General features: G+C 61.8%; 12 protein-coding genes. 3 read left to right on the forward strand and 9 right to left on the reverse strand.

Annotated features, from left to right (window positions below; translation table 11 throughout):
- Nucleotides 1-2: 2 nt before the first annotated feature.
- The 3 genes from BPHY_RS08515 to BPHY_RS08525 all read left to right on the forward strand — a co-directional run bounded on the left by BPHY_RS08515 (nt 3) and on the right by BPHY_RS08525 (nt 4,950).
- A complete protein-coding gene (locus BPHY_RS08515) occupies nt 3-2,333 on the forward strand; it encodes a condensation domain-containing protein (protein WP_012401065.1) in 2,331 nt (776 codons plus the stop codon).
- A 4-nt stretch (nt 2,334-2,337) separates the two neighbouring features.
- Complete coding sequence (locus BPHY_RS08520; protein WP_244257608.1) at nt 2,338-3,507, forward strand: SGNH/GDSL hydrolase family protein; 1,170 nt, start codon at nt 2,338-2,340, stop codon at nt 3,505-3,507.
- Nucleotides 3,508-3,657: 150 nt separating this feature from the next.
- Entirely contained in the window at nt 3,658-4,950 is a 1,293-nt protein-coding gene (locus BPHY_RS08525; protein ID WP_012401067.1) for a lipopolysaccharide biosynthesis protein, read from the forward strand.
- 675 nt (nt 4,951-5,625) lie between these two features.
- Here BPHY_RS08525 and BPHY_RS08535 read toward each other — a convergent pair.
- The 9 genes from BPHY_RS08535 to BPHY_RS08575 form a co-directional block, all read right to left on the reverse strand.
- Nucleotides 5,626-6,729, reverse strand: coding sequence for an acyltransferase family protein (locus tag BPHY_RS08535; protein ID WP_012401068.1), 1,104 nt, complete (start codon nt 6,727-6,729; stop codon nt 5,626-5,628).
- A 60-nt stretch (nt 6,730-6,789) separates the two neighbouring features.
- Nucleotides 6,790-7,887, reverse strand: coding sequence for a glycosyltransferase family 4 protein (locus BPHY_RS08540; RefSeq protein WP_012401069.1), 1,098 nt, complete (start codon nt 7,885-7,887; stop codon nt 6,790-6,792).
- 189 nt (nt 7,888-8,076) lie between these two features.
- On the reverse strand, nt 8,077-9,018 hold the full coding sequence (locus BPHY_RS08545; protein ID WP_012401070.1) for a glycosyltransferase family 2 protein: 942 nt from the start codon (nt 9,016-9,018) through the stop codon (nt 8,077-8,079).
- 243 nt (nt 9,019-9,261) lie between these two features.
- A complete protein-coding gene (locus BPHY_RS08550) occupies nt 9,262-10,662 on the reverse strand; it encodes a hypothetical protein (RefSeq protein ID WP_012401071.1) in 1,401 nt (466 codons plus the stop codon).
- Between the two features lie 59 nt (nt 10,663-10,721).
- Complete coding sequence (locus BPHY_RS08555; protein ID WP_012401072.1) at nt 10,722-11,939, reverse strand: glycosyltransferase family 4 protein; 1,218 nt, start codon at nt 11,937-11,939, stop codon at nt 10,722-10,724.
- On the reverse strand, nt 11,927-13,027 hold the full coding sequence (locus BPHY_RS08560) for a glycosyltransferase family 4 protein (RefSeq protein WP_012401073.1): 1,101 nt from the start codon (nt 13,025-13,027) through the stop codon (nt 11,927-11,929). The genes BPHY_RS08555 and BPHY_RS08560 overlap by 13 nt, the downstream gene beginning before the upstream one ends.
- A gap of 288 nt (nt 13,028-13,315) precedes the next feature.
- Nucleotides 13,316-14,302 carry a cupin-like domain-containing protein gene (locus tag BPHY_RS08565; RefSeq protein WP_012401074.1) on the reverse strand — a complete coding sequence of 329 codons (987 nt, stop codon included), beginning with the start codon at nt 14,300-14,302 and terminating at the stop codon, nt 13,316-13,318.
- A 181-nt stretch (nt 14,303-14,483) separates the two neighbouring features.
- Nucleotides 14,484-15,557, reverse strand: a complete 1,074-nt coding sequence (locus BPHY_RS08570) for an acyltransferase family protein (RefSeq protein ID WP_012401075.1) — start codon at nt 15,555-15,557, stop codon at nt 14,484-14,486.
- A 338-nt stretch (nt 15,558-15,895) separates the two neighbouring features.
- Nucleotides 15,896-17,767, reverse strand: a complete 1,872-nt coding sequence (locus BPHY_RS08575) for an HAD-IIIC family phosphatase (protein ID WP_012401076.1) — start codon at nt 17,765-17,767, stop codon at nt 15,896-15,898.
- Nucleotides 17,768-17,897 lie beyond the last annotated feature (130 nt).

Raw genomic sequence — 17,897 nt, forward strand, 5'->3', positions numbered from 1 at the left:
CGATGAACGGGATCACCTTGAATCTCGTGCCCGACTACGAGATCGATGCCGGCTACGCGCTGTTCCCTGCGACCGCCTGCCAGACACGGTTCTGGCATGAGCAGAAGGCGTCGCCGAAAGCTTCCGCGCTCAACAGCGCGTTCCGGCTGCAATTGTCGGGGCCGCTGAAAGCCGCGAGCATCGAACAGGTGCTGTGCGAACTGGTCGCGCGACACGAGATATTGCGTACCGGCTTCCAGATGACGGGTGCGGGGCTGCGCCAGCAGGTCGCGAGCCGCGTCCCCTTCAAGCTCGACGTGGTCGACCTGACGGGCTTCGAGGAAAAGGCCGCCCTTGCGGAGGCCGAGCGGGTCGGCCGGCTACAGGCCAGCACGCCGTTCGACTTGTCGTCCCCCTCCTTCTTCCGGGCCGTGTGGCTGCCCAGGTCGCCCACGCAGGGTGAACTGCAGCTGACTTTCCATTCGCTTGTCATCGATGGCTGGTCGTTCGCGATCCTCGTGTGCGAACTCGTGGAAGGGCTTGCCGCGTTGCATGCCGGCCATGATCCCCAATTCGCCGATGTCGAGCTTCACCATGGTGACTACGCGCTCTGGAAGGAAGAGTTCGTTGCCAGCGGCGCGCTCGACCGCGCTCGCGCCCATTGGCGCCAGGAACTTCGCGATTTCCGCCGCTTCGAGGTTCCGGGCGATCGCCCCCGGCCGCAGCAGCGGCGCTTCCAGGGCGTGATTCGTTCCATCCTGTTGCCCGGCGCGCTCGGCGACCGCCTCAGCGCGGCGGCCAAGGCCCAGGGCGTCACGCTGTTCAGCGTAGCGGCGGCTGGCCTCGCGATGGCGCTGCAAACGGCGACCGGCCAGAGCCGGGTTGCCATGGGCACCCAGATGTCGGTGCGGGATCAGCAGGAGCTCGAGGGCGTGATCGGACCGCTCATCAACACGGTGATCCTGCGCCTCGACGTGCCTCACGGCAGCACCCTCGCCGCCGTTACCGCACAGTGTGGCGCCAAGCTCAGCGACGCCATCGAACACCTTCACCTGTCATTCGAAGAAATGATAGAGCTGGCCGGCGAGGTTGCCGATCCGGATCGTCCGCCGCTATGCCCCGTCAATTTCGCCCTGCAGCAAAGCTTCGTCGGCGTAGGCGATGAGGTTCGCCGTCAGGATTTCTCTGCGACGACCTCGCCCTCCTACAACGCGGGCGCGCTCTACGATCTCAACTTCTTCATGGTTCGGCGTCCTGAAGGCTGGCGCATCTCCTGCGAAGGCGACACGGACCTCTACGACGTCGAGACGATCGACGGGCATCTGGCAAAGTGGCGCGAGATGCTGGAAACCGTGGATAGCGAGGCGCAACGGCCGCTGGCGCTCCCTGCCGGGGGCGAGGCGGCGAAATTCGTCACGGGTGTCGGCGCGAGCGGTTTCATGAGTCAGGCCGAGCTGGCGGCGAAAGCGCGCAATATCGTGCGATACAACGAGAATGCGCCGGGCACGCCCGTCATCGCGCTCAACAATACGGGCGTGCTGTTCGGACTGGCTCAGCAGATCGGCTCGGACCGGCCGCTGATCGACATCCCGATGGTGCCCGAAGGCCCGCCGCGCGAGTTCCCGCCGCGCGCGTTCGAGGATATCGCCGCAGACGCGGTGCGGCTGATCAGGCTGGCCCAGCCCAAAGGTCCCTATATTCTCATGGGCCTGTGCGTGCTCGGCGCGCTGTCACTGGAGGCGGCCCATCAGCTTCGGCGCGAAGGCGAAAGCGTGGAACTCGTTATCCTCAACGATTCCTGGTGCCCCGGCTATCGCGAGATGATGCCCTGGTACGATCGGGAGTTGCGCAAGATGCAAGTGCGTGCGGACAACATTCCGCGCGACTTCCGCAAGGCCGTGCGGGGCGAGACTTCCATGGTCTCGTTCCTCAAGCAGTACCGGATCGTGCGCCGGCTCGGGATTGCAGACCTTGCGCTCAAGCTCGGGCTGATCAAGGACAAGGCTGCAGATCACACGATTGCAGAGAACCGCTGGTACATGGAATATCTGCTGGCCCAGCAGGCCCGGTACCGTCCGGCGCCCTACGACGGCAACGTGCAGATTTTCCGCAGCGATCAGGTGCTGAAGGGACGCCTGTTCGCGTGGGATCTGGGATGGCAGCGCGTGCTGACGGGCAAACAGGTCGTCACGCCGGTTCCGGGCATGCACGATCAGATGTTCCGCGCCGCCGGCGCTGCCGTGATCGGCAAGCAGGTGCGCGAGCACCTCGCCGAAATCGAGGCTGACAGCAACAAGGCCAGCGCCGGCGAGCAGCACGCGCCGTTAGACTGCGCAAGCCGTGCCGAAGCTTAGATCGTTGGGCGAACTGCTTATGTCCCGTTTGCGTCGAGTCGTACTGGCCGTGTTTTGCGGCGCACTGACGGTAGCCGGCCTCGTCTTTATCAAACTGGGCGGGCCGGAACTGTTCCGCCGCCCGGCCGCCGCCGTCGCGGCCGGTTCGACGGGGTCCGCTGGGCGAATACGGCTTGCCGTGCTCGGGGATTCAAACAACCAGTCCTACCATGACACGCTGCTATTGAGCGATCCGAGCCTGCGCGGTGGAACCTTTCGCACGACCACTTATCAGTGGACCGAGATTCTGGCGAGGCTCAGGGGTGACCAGATCGATCTCGGCGAGTGGGGGGCGTGGGGAACCAGCAAGTATCGCGCTTACGCCGACGAAGCATTTGGCTTTCTCGCCCGCACGCCCCCGAAGGACGACTACCGCTACAATTTTTCCGTCAGCGGCGCGACCTGCAACCAGTTGATGGGACATCCGTCGCGCCAGGCGATCCGGCTAGTGAAACTGATGGACACCGAACCGCAAGCCTGGCGAGGCGGTATCGTGCTGATCCGCATCGGAGAGGCCGATTTCGGCGGTCAGGAGGTCCTCGACGAACTGGCTCATGATGCAAACGCACGGCGTCCCCTTGCCCTGATCGATGCCTGCACCCGCGCAATCGGCGACGCCGTCACCCTGATCCGGAAACGGCATCCGGATACCTATGTCGTACTCGTCGAAGCGATCGGCGATGCGAACTGGACGGGCGACTACGACAATCCGCACTTTGCCAGCCACCTGGCCAATGTCGTCGCGGGCATCGATCGCTTCGACAATGGCTTGCGCAAGCTGGCCGCCGCGGATCGCCACGTGTATTTCCTCGATGACCGCCCCTGGTTGAACGCACTGTGGGGCGCGCGTGACGATCGGGGCCGTCCGCTCAACAAGACGCTGCACATGGCACCCGGCTGGGCAATCACGATGACACTGGGCGACGATCCGCACAACGCCGTTCTTGCCGACGGTCATGCCGGCGTAGTCTGGAACGCCCTTTGGGCGCAGCACCTCGTCACCGCGCTGAACGCCGCATTCGGATTCCGTTTCAAACCGATCACCGATGACGAGGTGATCGCCTTTCTGCAACCGGCCTTTACTGCAAGCGAGCGATCAGCCGCGCCACTGCCGGCGGCCTCGGCGAAAAACTGACCTCGCGCCGATGCCCTGCCATGCGTACGCCCTCGCACAAACATGTGATCGTTGATTGTTCACAATAAGTCCTCGAGTCGTGTAGGCGCGCGACCTCGCCACGCATCGACGCATGCAAACAACAATCAGGTTCGGCTACACGGTACGATCATGGATCAGGTGAAGTCCTCGAAGGCCCGCACGGAGCTTGCTGCGACGTATTTCGCGTACGCCCTGCGTTACGTTTACCCCCTCCTGCTGCTGCCGTTTTACGGCAGAACGCTAGGACCGGCCGGCTACGGCGTTGTGCTCGCCGGCATGTCGCTGTCGAATACGATCTGGCGCTTCGTGTGCTTCGGATTCCCGACCGTCGGCGGCCGCGATGCCGTCCACGCCACCCACGACACCGAACGCGCGGCAATCCTGTCTAGCCAGATGACAGGCCGCATGCTGCTGGGCATCCCGATCGCGCTGTGCGGATTCGGCGCGGTCGCGCTCTCGCCCGCACTGTCGGCCCATCCATTGCTAGGCTGCACCGCGGTTCTGCTCGGCCTGCTCGCTGCATTCAACCTGGGCTGGTATTTCACCAGCACGGGACGAGTCAGAAGAAGTGTCATGATCGAGATCGTCGGATTTATCGCCTCGCTCGTGCTCATCTTCTCGTTCGTCCATCGCCCATCCGATCTCTCGCTGGTTTTCCCGCTGCTGCTCACCTCAGCGCTCATACAAACAGCGCTTGCTTACGGATTCGTCAGGCGCGAGTTCTCCGGATGGTTCTCCTCGATCCGGGCCGGCATCGAATTGATCCATCGCTCGAAGACCATTTTCATCTACACCAGCACGTCGATTCTGTTGATCACCGCCTCGACCTATGTCCTGTCCGTGTTCGCGCCCGCATCCGAGGTGGGCGCGTTCGGCGTGGCCGAACGGCTCATTGCTGTCGCGCTCAGCCTGACCGTCCCTGCCACCCAGGTTCTGGTTCCGAAGGTCACGTATCTGGTCGGCACAGATCCCGCGAAAGCCAACCGCGTCTCGTTCCAGATATTGATCTTCTTCTTCGTCGGTGCAATCGGCGCAGTCGCCTGCACGATGCTGCTCGCCGACTGGGCCGTGCCGCTCGTGATGGGTAACGGCTTTCAGCACGCCGTCACCGTGCTGAAGGTTTTCGTGCTGGTCTTGCCGTTGAATGTCATCAACCAGGTCATCGTCCTTTATTTCCTGATTCCCCGCAATCGCGACGCTCTGCTCGCTCGCTCCGGTGTGGCGACCGCCTGCGTCAATATCGTCATCGCCGTTCCGCTCGCGATGCATTGGGGGGCGATGGGCATGGTGGCCGCGCGTCTGTTCGGAGAACTGATGTTGCTGACGGTCCTCATCGTCAATATGACCCGGTCCGGTCTGATGGGCGAGATCCTGTCGACCCATCCCACCGTTCTTGCCTTGCGCCCCCGCGGCGAAGGTTGACGTTTCCTTCCTGACGAGCAGGCGAGCGCGTCGTCTACGATGCCGCGAGCCCGTCACCATCCGCCCGTGGACCAGTTTGCCCGTCGCTCACCGCGAAGCGCGTGGTTGAGGATACCCATGCGCGACGCGGATGCAGCGATGCCGTCTCGAGCCGCCACAGGCGGCAGCCGCGCAGCAGCGACGGGTTTCCAGCCATCGACGGCTTCGTCATCATCGACCGTGCGGCACGGGCACCATCGATGCAGACCGCGCCGCCGCCCTCGCCGCGCCTCGCCGCGCCTCGCCGCCCATCGGTTGGCTCGCTTCTTTCGGCAGGCGGCATCGCTACGCCCGCGTCGCGCACGGCTATCCACCCCGTAAGCATACGAACAGGCGGCGGCCGTCGTTGCCGATGTGCCGCGTCAGAGGACGCGATTCGGAGAAATCGTTATCGGCGATGGGAGCGGCTAGCGGAATCGTTGCGCACGGATGCCCGCAGGAGACGATTGCCGCAAGGGCGAGTCACGGTGTGGCAACCGGCGATAGAAGCGGAATGAACGCACTACCGCGTGAGAGCGGATACGGCTCCCGTTGACGGCCGACATGACGGCGGCCCACGCCTCGCGCACGAGACCTGGCGGCTAGTCGCACCGTCTCGCGCACCGTCTCGCGCACCGTCTCGCGCACCGGTCCCTCTCAGGTTCCCGCGCCTTGAGTGCCCGTCGATACGCTCTTGGCAACGCGCGCCTTGTCGAACCGCTGCCGCAGCAACCGACGGCCGATACGCATGGTCGGCACTTCCAGCTTGCGGTAGGACAGGATGGCGAAGCCCAGCGCGCCCGGTACGAATAGGGCGAAAAACAGCGCGACACGCAGCGCTGGCCCCACCGACAGATGATCCACCACCAGCGACGAAGCCCGCATGATGAAGAGATGCGTGAGATACAGGCTATACGAAGCATCGCCGATGGTTAGAAGCAGCTTCGGATAGGCGATGTCGCGGCGACCCATCACGACGCCGGCAAATATTGCAGCGGCGGGCGGTCCCCATACGAGGCCGCGCAGATCGAATGTGCCGTCCGCGGGCGGCCCCACCAGCACCCAGCCTGCCACACCCGCCAGGATCAGCGCGATCTGGGCAGGGGCGCCAATCCGGAATCCCGAAAGGCGCAATTGCGCAAACAGCACGCCGAACACGAACTCGAGAATGATCGTATGGGTCCAGCTCTTCAGGACGAGGTATTCGGGATTCACCCATGCACCGAGCGCGACGAGGCTCGCGAATATCGCCGTCACGACCAGATAAACGCGCCGGATACCGATCAGCAGTACGAGGGAGATGACAACATAGAAGAACATCTCGAAGTTCAGTGTCCATCCAAGGCCCAGCACCGGTTCTGGCGCACCCGTCAGGGGGTTGCTGGACGGCACGAAGAACAGCGAGCGCAGCACGTACGCCACCTCGTAGCAGTTCTTGTGCTTGAGCGCGGGTAACGCGAGACCGATGCCGACGGAGAACAGCGTCGCCGCCCAGTAGAGCGGCACGACGCGCACGATGCGCTCGCTGAGGAACCAGCCGGCCGTGCTGCTTCCCGGACGTTGCCCCGAAACGATATACATCATGACGAAGCCGCTGACGACGAAGAAAATATCGACGCCGAACAGGCCCTTCTCGTTGACGAGGCGCCATAGTTGCGATGCGGATGCGCCGTGGCCGCCCACCTCGCCCGCCGCGTGGCAGAACACCACCAGCAAGGCTGCGACTGCGCGGAGCACCTGGATCGAGTCCAACTTCTTCATTGTCTTGCCCCTAAAAAGCGATGCAACGGCGCGTCCGGCCGATCACAGAGTCGATTCCGGTCAGGCGGGCGTCGCAGCTTTCACGGCATCGAACAGCTTTTGCGCGGCCCGTTTCCAGGTGAACAGGCCGGCCTGCCGCCGTCCAGCCGATATCATCGATTCACGCATCGTTTTATCGTCGAGCACCGTTCGTAGTTTCAGGCTCCATTGGCCCGGGTCGAAGGGGTCGGCATACAGCGCGGCCTCGCCGCACACCTCCGGAAGCGCGCCAAACGGCGCAGCCACGACCGGACAGCCGAGCGCCATCGCCTCCAGCGGCGGCAAACCAAACCCTTCCGTCAGGGATGGAAAGGCAAGTGCGCCGGCGTTGGCCATCAAGCCCACGAGTTCCGGATCGGTGACCCAGCCAGCGAATCGCACATTGGGAGGCACCACGTGCCCGAGATTCTCGAAACTGGCTTTGCTCGCGCCGCCGAACAGCACGAGCGTCACGTCCTGCAGTTCGGGCCTGGCGAAAGCCTTGAGAAGAATGGCGACGTTCTTGTGCTTCTGCGTGTTGGCGAGCGCGAGAACATAGCGCCCTGGCACAAGCTTCAATGCCGCAAGCTGCCCCTCGTCAGGCCGTATCTGCAGAACATGATCGCAGCCGTTGTGTACGACGACGATCTTGTCGGCACTGGCAACGCCGTAGTGCACGAGTTCCTGCCTGGAGAACTCCGACACGGTGACGATCAGCTTGTGCCGTCTGCCGATAAAAAAGAACAGAAACTTGTACCAGAGACGGAAAGACCGGGAGTAGGACTCCGGCGCGGAATACACCTGGGCATCGTGTATCAGCGTTGCGCAATCGTGATGCAACAGGGGGCCCAGATTGCACAGATTGAGAATGAAGTCCTTTCTTCGCGCCAGCGGTAAATAGGCCTGCTCCCACGCTATTCTGTGCATCCGGCGAACCAGCGGACTCTCCCGGACGCACAGGATATTGCGGTAAGGCGGAACCTTGACGCTATTTCTGATCACGAGCGCATACTCGGCGCCATGAGCGGAATGTTCCGCAATCAACGCATCGGTCGCGGCGATGAGTTGCTCTGCAACCCTGTGCACACCCGTTACCTCTGCGCCGAAGAACTTGCCGTTGAACGCTATCGTCTTGTACATGCCGCACCGCCTCGTTGACAGATGGTTGGCCGACACGAAGTCAGCCAGCTTCGCCACGCTGAACCTCGCGCCGGCATGGCCGTTCGCCCGCACAGCGGGAAGATCGCGGCCAGAGTCGACGTGAGGCGCGACCTGCGGCACGACCTGGGACGCGACCTCGTCGGCCGGGCCGGTCCGATTTGCCCGTCTTCATAATTTCGCCGCCCGCTCAGGCGTCAGCCTGCCTCGCACACAGTCCCACAGGCCGATCAGATTGCCACCCAGGCGCCCCCGGCGGTCGATCCACGGCTCCGGCGCAAAGCTTCGCACGACGTTGCTCGCGACATTGCGCAGAACATGATCGACGGCATCGCGCCAGGGCATGGTCTTCTTTCTCACCAGATAGAGCGGATTGATGACCTGCGAATAGCCGAGCTTGCGGCCGGACACCCTGCCACGCTTGACACCAAGGTGCACGCCGAGGGCGGTATTGATGCGCACCACACGACCGCCCCGATTCCAGATCTGGCCGCCAAAGTCGCGGTCTTCCTGCCAGCCGTAGAGCACGAGACGTTCATCGAACCGGAGTCCGGTAATGCTGCTGGCGCGAAATGCCATGTTGCAGCCGTAGGGGCCGCCCGTCGAAACAACGCTCAGGTCCGGCGGGACCTCACGCGTACTCGCCAGAATTGCCTGCCCTTCTTCAATGGAGTAACCCGGCCCATGGATGCCATCGGCGAGTACCGTTCCAGTGACACAGGCAATAGCGGGATCGCTATCCAGTGCCTTCAGCATTTCCGCGATCCATCTGTCATGCATCAGAAAATCGTCGTCCAGAATGATGACGACGTCGAAGTCATCCGGTACGTGGTTCAACGCGTGGTTACGTTGCGCGGAACTGCCGGCTTGGCCCTTGATCACGAGCAAGCCGGGCCGGCTTGCGAGCTTGCCGGCATCCTCGTCCGTTACGCAGCTGACGATGATGAGGTCCGGCCGCACGGTCTGCGAATCGACGGAAGCGACGACACGCTCAAGCACCTCGGCGCGCCCGCGTGTGGGAAAGATCAGGCAGACCTTTGCTTGCGTGGCGGACGATGACGGGCTCGTTTTACCGGACAAAGTCACTTGTGAACAGTCAGTCGAATTCAACATTTACCTCGTCGGCCAATGCATGTTTTTCTGGAAACGGCAACACGACAGTCCGTCTTGCGCCGGACGCGTGCGTCCCGACCGTGCCACCGGCAGGGGGCATTCCAGCCGGCATCGCGGGAACCATGCTATCGGTGCCGCAGATGCAGCACTGCTGTCTACCCCACGCAAACGCACGCATCCCGAACGCTGGAGCGTGTCACGCATGTGCGACGGCAAATGGCGGTAACCCATGACACCCGACACTCAGCCGCGAATGCGCTGCGCGACCCATTCCGGCCGCCTCGCCACGCGTCTCGGTGCGCGCTGAGACAGTGCGCTCGCGGCGGCCGCGAACAGATAGAAGGTCGAGCCGAGTTCGAACACCCCCGCTGCAAGCGAGGCGACGATCAACGTCGCGAGCATGCCGTGCCGTGCCGCGTGGCAGACGGCCCGTTCCGCCGGCGGGTAATGCGCCGACACAGGCGTCAGCAGCGCTTTGCCAAGAAACATCCCATAGCAGATCACGCCCACGGCACCCAGGTTTGCCACCACCACCACCACGAAACTCGATGCGCGGATGCTGCCCAGTCCTACGCCTACGCCGTATGTCTCAAGGAAGTTGGTCATGCCTTGCGTGTTCCAGCTCATCCGTTCGATGCCCGACGAGCTACCCGCCTTGCTCATGACCGTGGTGTCGACGAAGTCGGTCAGTGCTTTCGCCACGCCCGGCATGAACAGGATGATGTAGAGGGTGCCCAGCACGCCCGCGCAAGCAGCGATGATCCACATGCGCTGCTGGCGCTCGACGGCGCCAGGCACGACCCGGCCGGGCCGGCTGAACACCTGGACACACATATAGGCTGCCAGCCCGACATAGGCCGTGCCGGAAGTGGACATCAGCAGCAGTGTGCCCGCCGATATCGCGAGCGCCCCCGCCAGCTTCGGGCGATAACCGAGCAGCCAGAGATTGAGACAGAAGACAAACAGCGGCAGCGTGAAACTCGAAAACGCGGATGTCTCGGCGAACGTGCCCGTAATGCGCACTAGTCCGCCCAACTCTTCCCCGCTCAAGTCGGCGTATTGAGCCGTCTTGACAACCGACATCACGTCGAGACCGGCAGCATGGGTGACGAAGTCGATCACACCCGCTGACACATCGAGGATCGTGAGCAGGAAAATGCCGTTCGCCAATGCCCGGTATGCACCGCGATATTTGAGAAACGCGTACATGCAGGCATACACGAGGAGATCGCCGATCAGATAGATCGCCTGAGACAGATTGCCGGAAACGGGGCCGAGCGGCTGCAGCATGGCAGCGCCCGTGAGACTGCGGTCGACCGGGAAGACGAGCGTCGCGCCCTGCAGCAGACGCGGCAGCATAATGGCGCCTGCGACACCCCACACGCAGGTACAGAGCAGCCAGAACCCCGGCTTTTCCATCGAAAGCGCGTCGCCAATTCCCTTTCCGCCAACCAGATTAAACGCCCTCAGCACAAAGAAAACGAGAAAGAGTTGCGCCGGCATGATGCCGATCGTGCCCAGACTCAGGGCAAGCGTCATGGCAAACAGCGAAAAGGCCGCCATCGCGTAAACCGCGCCGCGAAATGATCCATAGAGCACCAGCAGCCCAATGACGATGACCACGAGTCCGTATATTGACGGCACTGCTTTCTCTCCCTTCCATTCACCGAACGCATGCGCGCACGGCCCTGCCATTGCACGGCTCAGGCAGATCGCCAGCGGCGGATCTCCGGCCCGGAATCGGCGGGCGCCTTGCTGGCTTCGACCGCCCGCTCCACCACACCGAGGAACTCGCGCTTGAACCGCTCTTTCGTAAAGCGCAGCGCGTTGCGGCGGCACACTTCCGCGCGGAACGGCGGTGACTGTTCGAAGCGCTCCACCGCATCGACAATGGAAGCCACGCTCTGTTCGTTGAAGAAGAGGCCCGTCGCCCGTTCGGTGTCCTGTGATTCGACGACGATCTCCCGCACACCGCCCCGGCCCAATGCAATCACGGGCGTACCGCAGGCTTGCGCTTCGACCACCGAAATGCCGAAGTCCTCCTCCGCGGCAAACACAAATGCGCGCGCGCGCTGCATGTAGTCCACCAGTGCGGCATCGGGTTGATACCCGAGCAGAGTCACATTCGGCGTCGCGCATGCCTTGGCGCGCGCGAAATCCGTCCCGTCGCCGATCACGACGAGGCGCCGCGACGGCATCGCGGCGAAGGCCTCGACGATCAGCGGCACGCGCTTGTACGGGACCATGCGCGACGCGATCAGATAAAAGTCCTCGCGCTCCGTGCTGAGCTCGAAACGCTCGACGTCGACGGGCGGATAGACGACGGCAGCGTCGCTGCCGTAAGCCTTGCGGATGCGCCGGCCCACGAAGGCCGAATTGGCGACAAAGGCATCCACGCCATGCGCGGTGCGATGATCCCAGATACGCATGTAATGCAGCAGCAGACGCACGATCCAGCTCTTGATGCCGCGCTGCATGCCCGCCTCGGCCAGATATTGATGCTGCAGATCCCACGCATAGCGAATCGGCGAATGCACATAGCTCACGTGGACCTGATGCGGGCCCGTCAGCACGCCCTTGGCCACGGCATGGTTCGATGAAATCACCAGGTCGTAACCCGACAGATCGAATTGCTCGATCGCCAGCGGCATCAGCGGAAGATAATGGCGAAACGATTTGCGCGCGCGTGGCAGATGCTGGATGAACGAGGTATGGGCGTGTTTTCCGCCCAACACGTCTCGCTGCGCCTCAGGAAAAAAATCGACGACGCTGTACAGATCGGCGTGTGGGAATAGTTGAAGAATCTGCTCCACCACCTTCTCCGAGCCCGCATACGCAGCCAGCCAGTCGTGGACGAGTGCGACGCGGCCAAAACGGCGCTGGTCGTTAGCAGGGGTGGGAGCGAGCGTTACATTAGCCACGGCGAAATCTCCTCGATCAACCTGGTTGCCGTCGCGCGCCAGGTCAGCGCTTCCGTACGTGCGCGCGCCCGCTCGCGCAGGCTCGCACGCAAGGTCGCGTCTGTCGTGATCCGTTCGAGCAGGCCCGCCAGTTCTGCGGGATCATCCGGCGACGTGTAGAGCACGGCATCACCGCACGCTTCCTGGATGGCCGGCAGCCTCGAAGCGATGACGGGACAGCCCAGCGCCAGCGCCTCGACAGGCGGCAGCCCGAATCCCTCATAACGTGATGGATAGACGAAGCATGCTGCACGCCGGTAAAGCGCGGCCAGTTCGCCGTCGCTCACGTAACCGAGGTGCTTGACGAACCGGGGCAACGCATCCTTGTCCGTCCCGTATACCCGCGCATCTCCGCCGCCCACCACCACGATGTCGAATTGCGCGTCGCCGATACGCTTCGCCGCCTCTGCCACCAGCCGAAAGTTCTTGTGCCGGTTGAGACTTCCGACTGCAAGCACGAAAGGACGCCCGTTCACCTTCGGCGCCACGGACGCCTCATCCTCTTGCACGCGCAACATGTGTTCGCCGCTCTCCGGCACGACGCCGATCTTGCCGGCCGGGATTCCGTAGGCATCACACAGTTCGCGCCGTGAAAATTCCGACACGGTAATGACACGCTGCGATACGCGGCCCAGACGCGGCGCCATCAGACGATACCAGGCAACGAAGGACCGGCTGTAACTGTCGGGAACGCGTGCGGGCGCCGCGTCGTGCAGCACCGTCACCTGACGGCGGTATAACAGCGGTCCAGAGTTGCACAGATTGAGCAGCAACCGGCCGCGCGCAGCCTGCGGTAATGCGAGCTGCTCCCAACGCAGTCCACCGCCCTTCCCGCTTGCTCGCAGACCGACGTGCCGAAAGGGATTCGAGATGCCCGTCAATGCTTCGGGTACGATGATCTCGGCCCGCATTGCGGCGACGAGGGGATCGCCCGCGTCGATCAGTTGATCGAGCGCCCGGATGGTCTCGAACGCGAAGCGGTCGACACCCGTCGCACGGCGGCCAAGGAAGCGGCCGTTTATCAGCAGATTGGGAAGGGGTTTCAACATGCCACACCATGCAGTTCGTTGGCTTGCAGTGTGGCCGATCTCCGCGCCGACGAATGTTCGCCGACGCTCACGCGAGGTCAACTCGCACACGCGAAGTCGATACAGGAAAGCGGACACCAGACGATCACCGCCACGAGCGACGGGATGAACGGCGCTAGGCCACGCCATGCATGGCCAGACAGCAGTGCGGATACGCTACGTTGTCCGAACCAGCCATTCACTGGTTCGGACACAACCGTTGACGATGCGCGCAAGCGCGGCGGCTATCGATCCCGCTGGCGTGCGCGCTCAGCGCCTCACCAGCCGCCTGACGGCATTCAGCGGTGCTTTCAACCTGAATACAGGGGTGTGGACGACCTCCGAAAAGGTCTTTGGATTGCGGTGCTCCAGCGTCGCAATGACATTTCGCTTCAGGCTGTCGCGCAAGGGTGAAACACCCGGGGACACCGGATTCAAACCCAGCATGCGCAGAAAGTAGTTCGCCTGATATACCCTCGCACGTCGCTCGAGCGACTTCGTGCAGTAGTTGATGCTGATACTCACCGAGATGTTGTCGCCGTTCTTTACCCAGTGCGGCGCGAGAGGCGGATGATGCACCACTTCGCCCGGGTTGAGGCGATAGACGGTGCCGCGATCCTGCATTTCGCGGCGATAGAGCGCCGCTTCGAAGTTGCCGCTGTAGTAACGTTCGATCTCCGGGTCCGGCACCAGCTCGCGGTCGGTCGCCGGGAACAGACATACATCCTTCGAGCCCTGTATCTGGAACAGGAAGTTGCTTTCGTGATCGATGTGAAAGGGAGTGGAGATGTTCGGTGACGAGAGCAACAGTGTCATCGACACAAAAGTCATGTCCTTGCGCAACGGAAAGCCGGACAGGCTTTCGAGTTCGGACGTAACCGTATTCAGCACATCAGCGTAGTCGGGGTCGTAATCCTGTGCGCGGTTGAGCTTGATCCACGTGCCGTTTTCGCCAAGACGGGCCACTGTCTCGGCGAGCCGCTCACTCTCCGGCATGGCGCTGAACTTTGCATCGATCGACCCCTGCTTGAAATTGAGGGCACAGAAACTTCCATTCCTGTCGATGATCCGCTTCGCGAGTTCGACGATCCTTGGAATCTCGAACAGGCCGCTCTGATGCAATGTATGGTTGAACTTGAACGAACGCAGATTGAAACTGCTTTTGAACTCCTGACCGCCCGCCCGAAGCATGCTGTCGCCTGAAAACAGCTGGCGTGATGTATCGGCCAACACGGCACCATTGGTAGGCACAAACATGGCGCACCTTTATAGGTTAGGAAAGCACTGTTTGCAGCCTACTATTCGCGCAGTCAGTCACATGTGCGTTGCCGTACATCCGCTCCACGTTGACGCTTCGGTGGAATGGACTGCGTTGTGTGGCAAATCGTGCCGATGGACACCCGCATTGTCAGCCCGCCACGGCCTAGGCCAGCGCACCTCAAGTGAGTGCCGTCTGGAGAATCCGGGATCGCTTGCCCTCCAGCCGGGCGAGCAACGGCTTCTCAAGGTAAAGGTGAACACCGAGCGCGAACGCAATCGCCAGGACCGCCACACCGAACGCTGCCAGATAAAGGCCGGGCGCATGATGAAACGCTCCCGATTTGACGGCTTTCGCGTATGCATTCATCCAGAATCCGTGCGTCAGATAAAGCACATAGGATGCGTTGCCGAGCACCGTCATGGCACGACTGATACGCCCGCCTTTGTCGTCCGTGTGGGCGAACGCCGCCACGAGAAGCGTCGCGGGAATCCCCCACGCCCACCATCTGAATGAGGCCGGCAGGCCATACGTTGCTGCTGCCTCGGGTGAAGACACAGAAGCCCAACAGAAGAGCGCGACACTCGTCATCAACATCGCCCATCTGATGCCACGAGCTGGCATGGGCAAATGTTTGCTTGCCACGCCCAGAAAGATGCCGCACAGAAATTCGATCACGATTGGATCCCCGTAATACTCGGCCTGCGTCGTCATACCTGTGATATTGAGCGCGCGAGGCCCGATTGCGATCACGGCGACGATCAATGCCACCCGGTATCGCTGCCACGGAAGACACAGCGCGGCGGTACAAACGAGATAGAAGTAAAGTTCATAGACGAGCGTCCACGCAACGCCCATGACCAGACCTGCCGATGTCGTGGGCGGAAGCAATAGCACCGACTCGATGAGCCCTGCCGCATCCAGCGGCCTGTGCCTGAACGCGATGCCGCTGCAGGACAGCGCAACCACAACAGCCAGAGCGCCCCAGTAAGTAGGCATGATCCGCGTGAGCCGGCGGACGAAGAATTGTCTGGCCGACGTTTGAGCGGAGAAGCCCGCGGTCGCATGCCACATCACCAGCCCGCTGATAACGAAAAAGATGTCGACGCCGCACGCGCCCAATCGCATTGCTGCCGGCGTGGCGAGCGCAAGCGGGCTCGCCGATGCTTCTTCGAGGATATGGTGCGCCAGTACCGCAAAGGCTGCCAGGAAGCGCAGATGTTGCAGCCCGGAGAGTGTCGTATGACGTCCCATAGGTCTCGTCGATGCATTCAGGAAATTGTGGAAATGAGTACCGGAGATACCTGGCTCGGCGGCACCGATTGCAACCGCGGCGTTCTTCGCGTTCTCGACGAGACACTGCACCACGTCGGGGAACGGTACTCACTCTTTCGACTCGAGTCGCGTGGCGATACATTGGCAATCTTTGCGCGGACAGTATAGATACGCCCCGTCCGTGCGCCCGGAATATCCGCGCCGAAACGTGGGGTGAACCACATCCCCTTGCTGATGACGATGTGAGAGAGAGATCGAACGCGCCATTGAGTCCGCCGGGACAGAATCGACTGGCGGCATCCGCGCCTCTGGCGGCGCTAAATCTGGACAGGAGGAAAGTCGGCAGCCCCCAGATTCTCGATCTTGATGTAGGACGGCAGTTCATTCGCGCTGCTCGAGCACAAACCCGTCGTCGTTTCGGAGAAACCAATCCGCCTGAAGTAGTCGTGACAGGTCGCGTTCTTTCCTGTATCGACCAGCTCGGCACGGATCTCCGGGCGTGCTTTAAGCGCTAACCGTGTTGCGATCGCTCCAACGACCAGTTCTGCGCCGAGCCCAAAAACGCGGCATGACAGCACCACCTGAACGATGCGCTCGCATTTCACCAGGCAGACCGAGATGATGCCATTGTCGATCAGCTTGTCCCGCAGGGACGAGACAATACAGTAACCGCCTTTGCTGATGAATTTCTCGAGCTCCGACTTCTCCCATCGTTTGCCGGTTGTGTTGAATTGATTGGTCTTGTTGATCAGCTCGAAGGCGCGATCGAAATGTCTGGATTTCGGGGTCTTTATCAAGAAAAGTGATTGACGAAGCTGCAACGACGCAAGCCATGCTTCGCGCGACACCCCACTTGCGGAATGCGCGCCCGCTTCGCGCTGCGAGATTGCGCGAACGAGATCGGTACGTCGCGAAGACTCCTGCGTGACGAACGGCACTTGCGTTTCCGCCGAGCGCAGGATGATCCGCCGCCAGTCGTAATGGTTGCCGCCAAGACAGCGCATGTCGGGAATCGCGGCCTTTACCTCCGACAATTCCCGGTCGTTATCGTCCATGAACACGCAGTTTCCCGGCAGCAGATTCACCTCCTTGATGATTTCAAGGATGTTCTGTGACTTGGGCTTCCAGTTAATGCGGACACAAGCAAAATCATCGAGCGTGATCGCGCCTCGCCAGATGCTGTTGAACCGTTCGATGGTGGGCGCCTCTTCATTCTTGCTGCAGATAGCCAGCAGTCCGCCACGCCTCTTGAAGAACATCAGGGCTTCCGCGAGGCCGATGGGCCAACCCTCGATGCGCTGTTCCAGACTCAGGCTCTCGGCTTCCGCAGCAACGCCCCGCCACATGGTGTCGTCGAGATCGACAATGATCAGCTTCACCGGGTTGCGCTGCTCGACGATCTTGACCATCGTTTCGATGCGCGACAGAAGCGCGAGCGTAAATTCACGGCAGGCAACTTCATACCTGAAAATATTGCCAAGCGCTTTCGGCGCGTTCAGCCGGTTCGAGTCGAGTTTGAAATCCCAGTCGTTGATAAACGACGCATGTGAACTGCTCGCCACGACATCGTCCTGCAAATGCCGGCGGCCGATGAAGTTCAATATCTCGTTGGAGTCGAGAAAGTAGCAGTTGTTCGTTTTCCGCACAGCGTCCGACAAAAGCCGGTTGATTTCACGAACCAGGTATGTCGGGGACGGCGGACTGAACGGGTCGATAAGATCGCCTACATAATTGAAGCTCGGTTCGAAAAACGACATGAACAGAATCGGCACCGACGTTATCTTCCCGGCAATCTGCGCGACCTTTTGCGAAAGATACGTTCCCGCTCTCTCCAGCAGCGTGCTTGCCTCTTCATCCGACTGGAGCCGGGAAAAAGCCATGTCGACCACGGGCTCGGGCGTTTGCGTGACTTCGCTCAAAACGTGCCGGAGGGTCAGGCTCACGACGGCTACGTCGTCTGTCGGGGCAACATCCGGCACAAGATCATGGTATTTCGACCCCATGAGCATGTGCCGGATGCTGTGTCCGCAATCGACGCTTCGCTTCGCGAGCATGTCGACTCCGCACGTACCGAGCAGGAGGATATTGAGCTTGCGCGATTCGATCGCGAGCGAGGTCGGCGGCAGCGGCAGGTTAACCCGCTTATCAGCGATGGACGTGTAAAAGAAATCGCGGATAACTTGACGCATTTTCAGCCCTCAGAATGAAAACGTTCCACATCGCGAAGGACACCTGTGCGCCTCGCGAGGGCACGGGTGGGCGCGCACGGACAGCATCAGCCGCGGCATGCGTCCCGCGATTACAGCAAACCAGCAATTT

The organism is Paraburkholderia phymatum STM815 (assembly GCF_000020045.1).
In the GTDB taxonomy this organism is placed as follows: Bacteria; Pseudomonadota; Gammaproteobacteria; order Burkholderiales; family Burkholderiaceae; genus Paraburkholderia; species Paraburkholderia phymatum.

What these genes read in the sequence shown, in the direction of transcription:
- BPHY_RS08515 (WP_012401065.1), top strand. Translation starts at nt 3, where the DNA reads ATGAACGGGATCACCTTGAATCTCGTGCCCGACTACGAGATCGATGCC.
- BPHY_RS08525 (WP_012401067.1), top strand. Translation starts at nt 3,658, where the DNA reads ATGGATCAGGTGAAGTCCTCGAAGGCCCGCACGGAGCTTGCTGCGACG.
- BPHY_RS08535 (WP_012401068.1), bottom strand. Translation starts at nt 6,729, where the DNA reads ATGAAGAAGTTGGACTCGATCCAGGTGCTCCGCGCAGTCGCAGCCTTG.
- BPHY_RS08540 (WP_012401069.1), bottom strand. Translation starts at nt 7,887, where the DNA reads ATGTACAAGACGATAGCGTTCAACGGCAAGTTCTTCGGCGCAGAGGTA.
- BPHY_RS08545 (WP_012401070.1), bottom strand. Translation starts at nt 9,018, where the DNA reads ATGTTGAATTCGACTGACTGTTCACAAGTGACTTTGTCCGGTAAAACG.
- BPHY_RS08560 (WP_012401073.1), bottom strand. Translation starts at nt 13,027, where the DNA reads ATGTTGAAACCCCTTCCCAATCTGCTGATAAACGGCCGCTTCCTTGGC.
- BPHY_RS08565 (WP_012401074.1), bottom strand. Translation starts at nt 14,302, where the DNA reads ATGTTTGTGCCTACCAATGGTGCCGTGTTGGCCGATACATCACGCCAG.
- BPHY_RS08570 (WP_012401075.1), bottom strand. Translation starts at nt 15,557, where the DNA reads ATGGGACGTCATACGACACTCTCCGGGCTGCAACATCTGCGCTTCCTG.
- BPHY_RS08575 (WP_012401076.1), bottom strand. Translation starts at nt 17,767, where the DNA reads ATGCGTCAAGTTATCCGCGATTTCTTTTACACGTCCATCGCTGATAAG.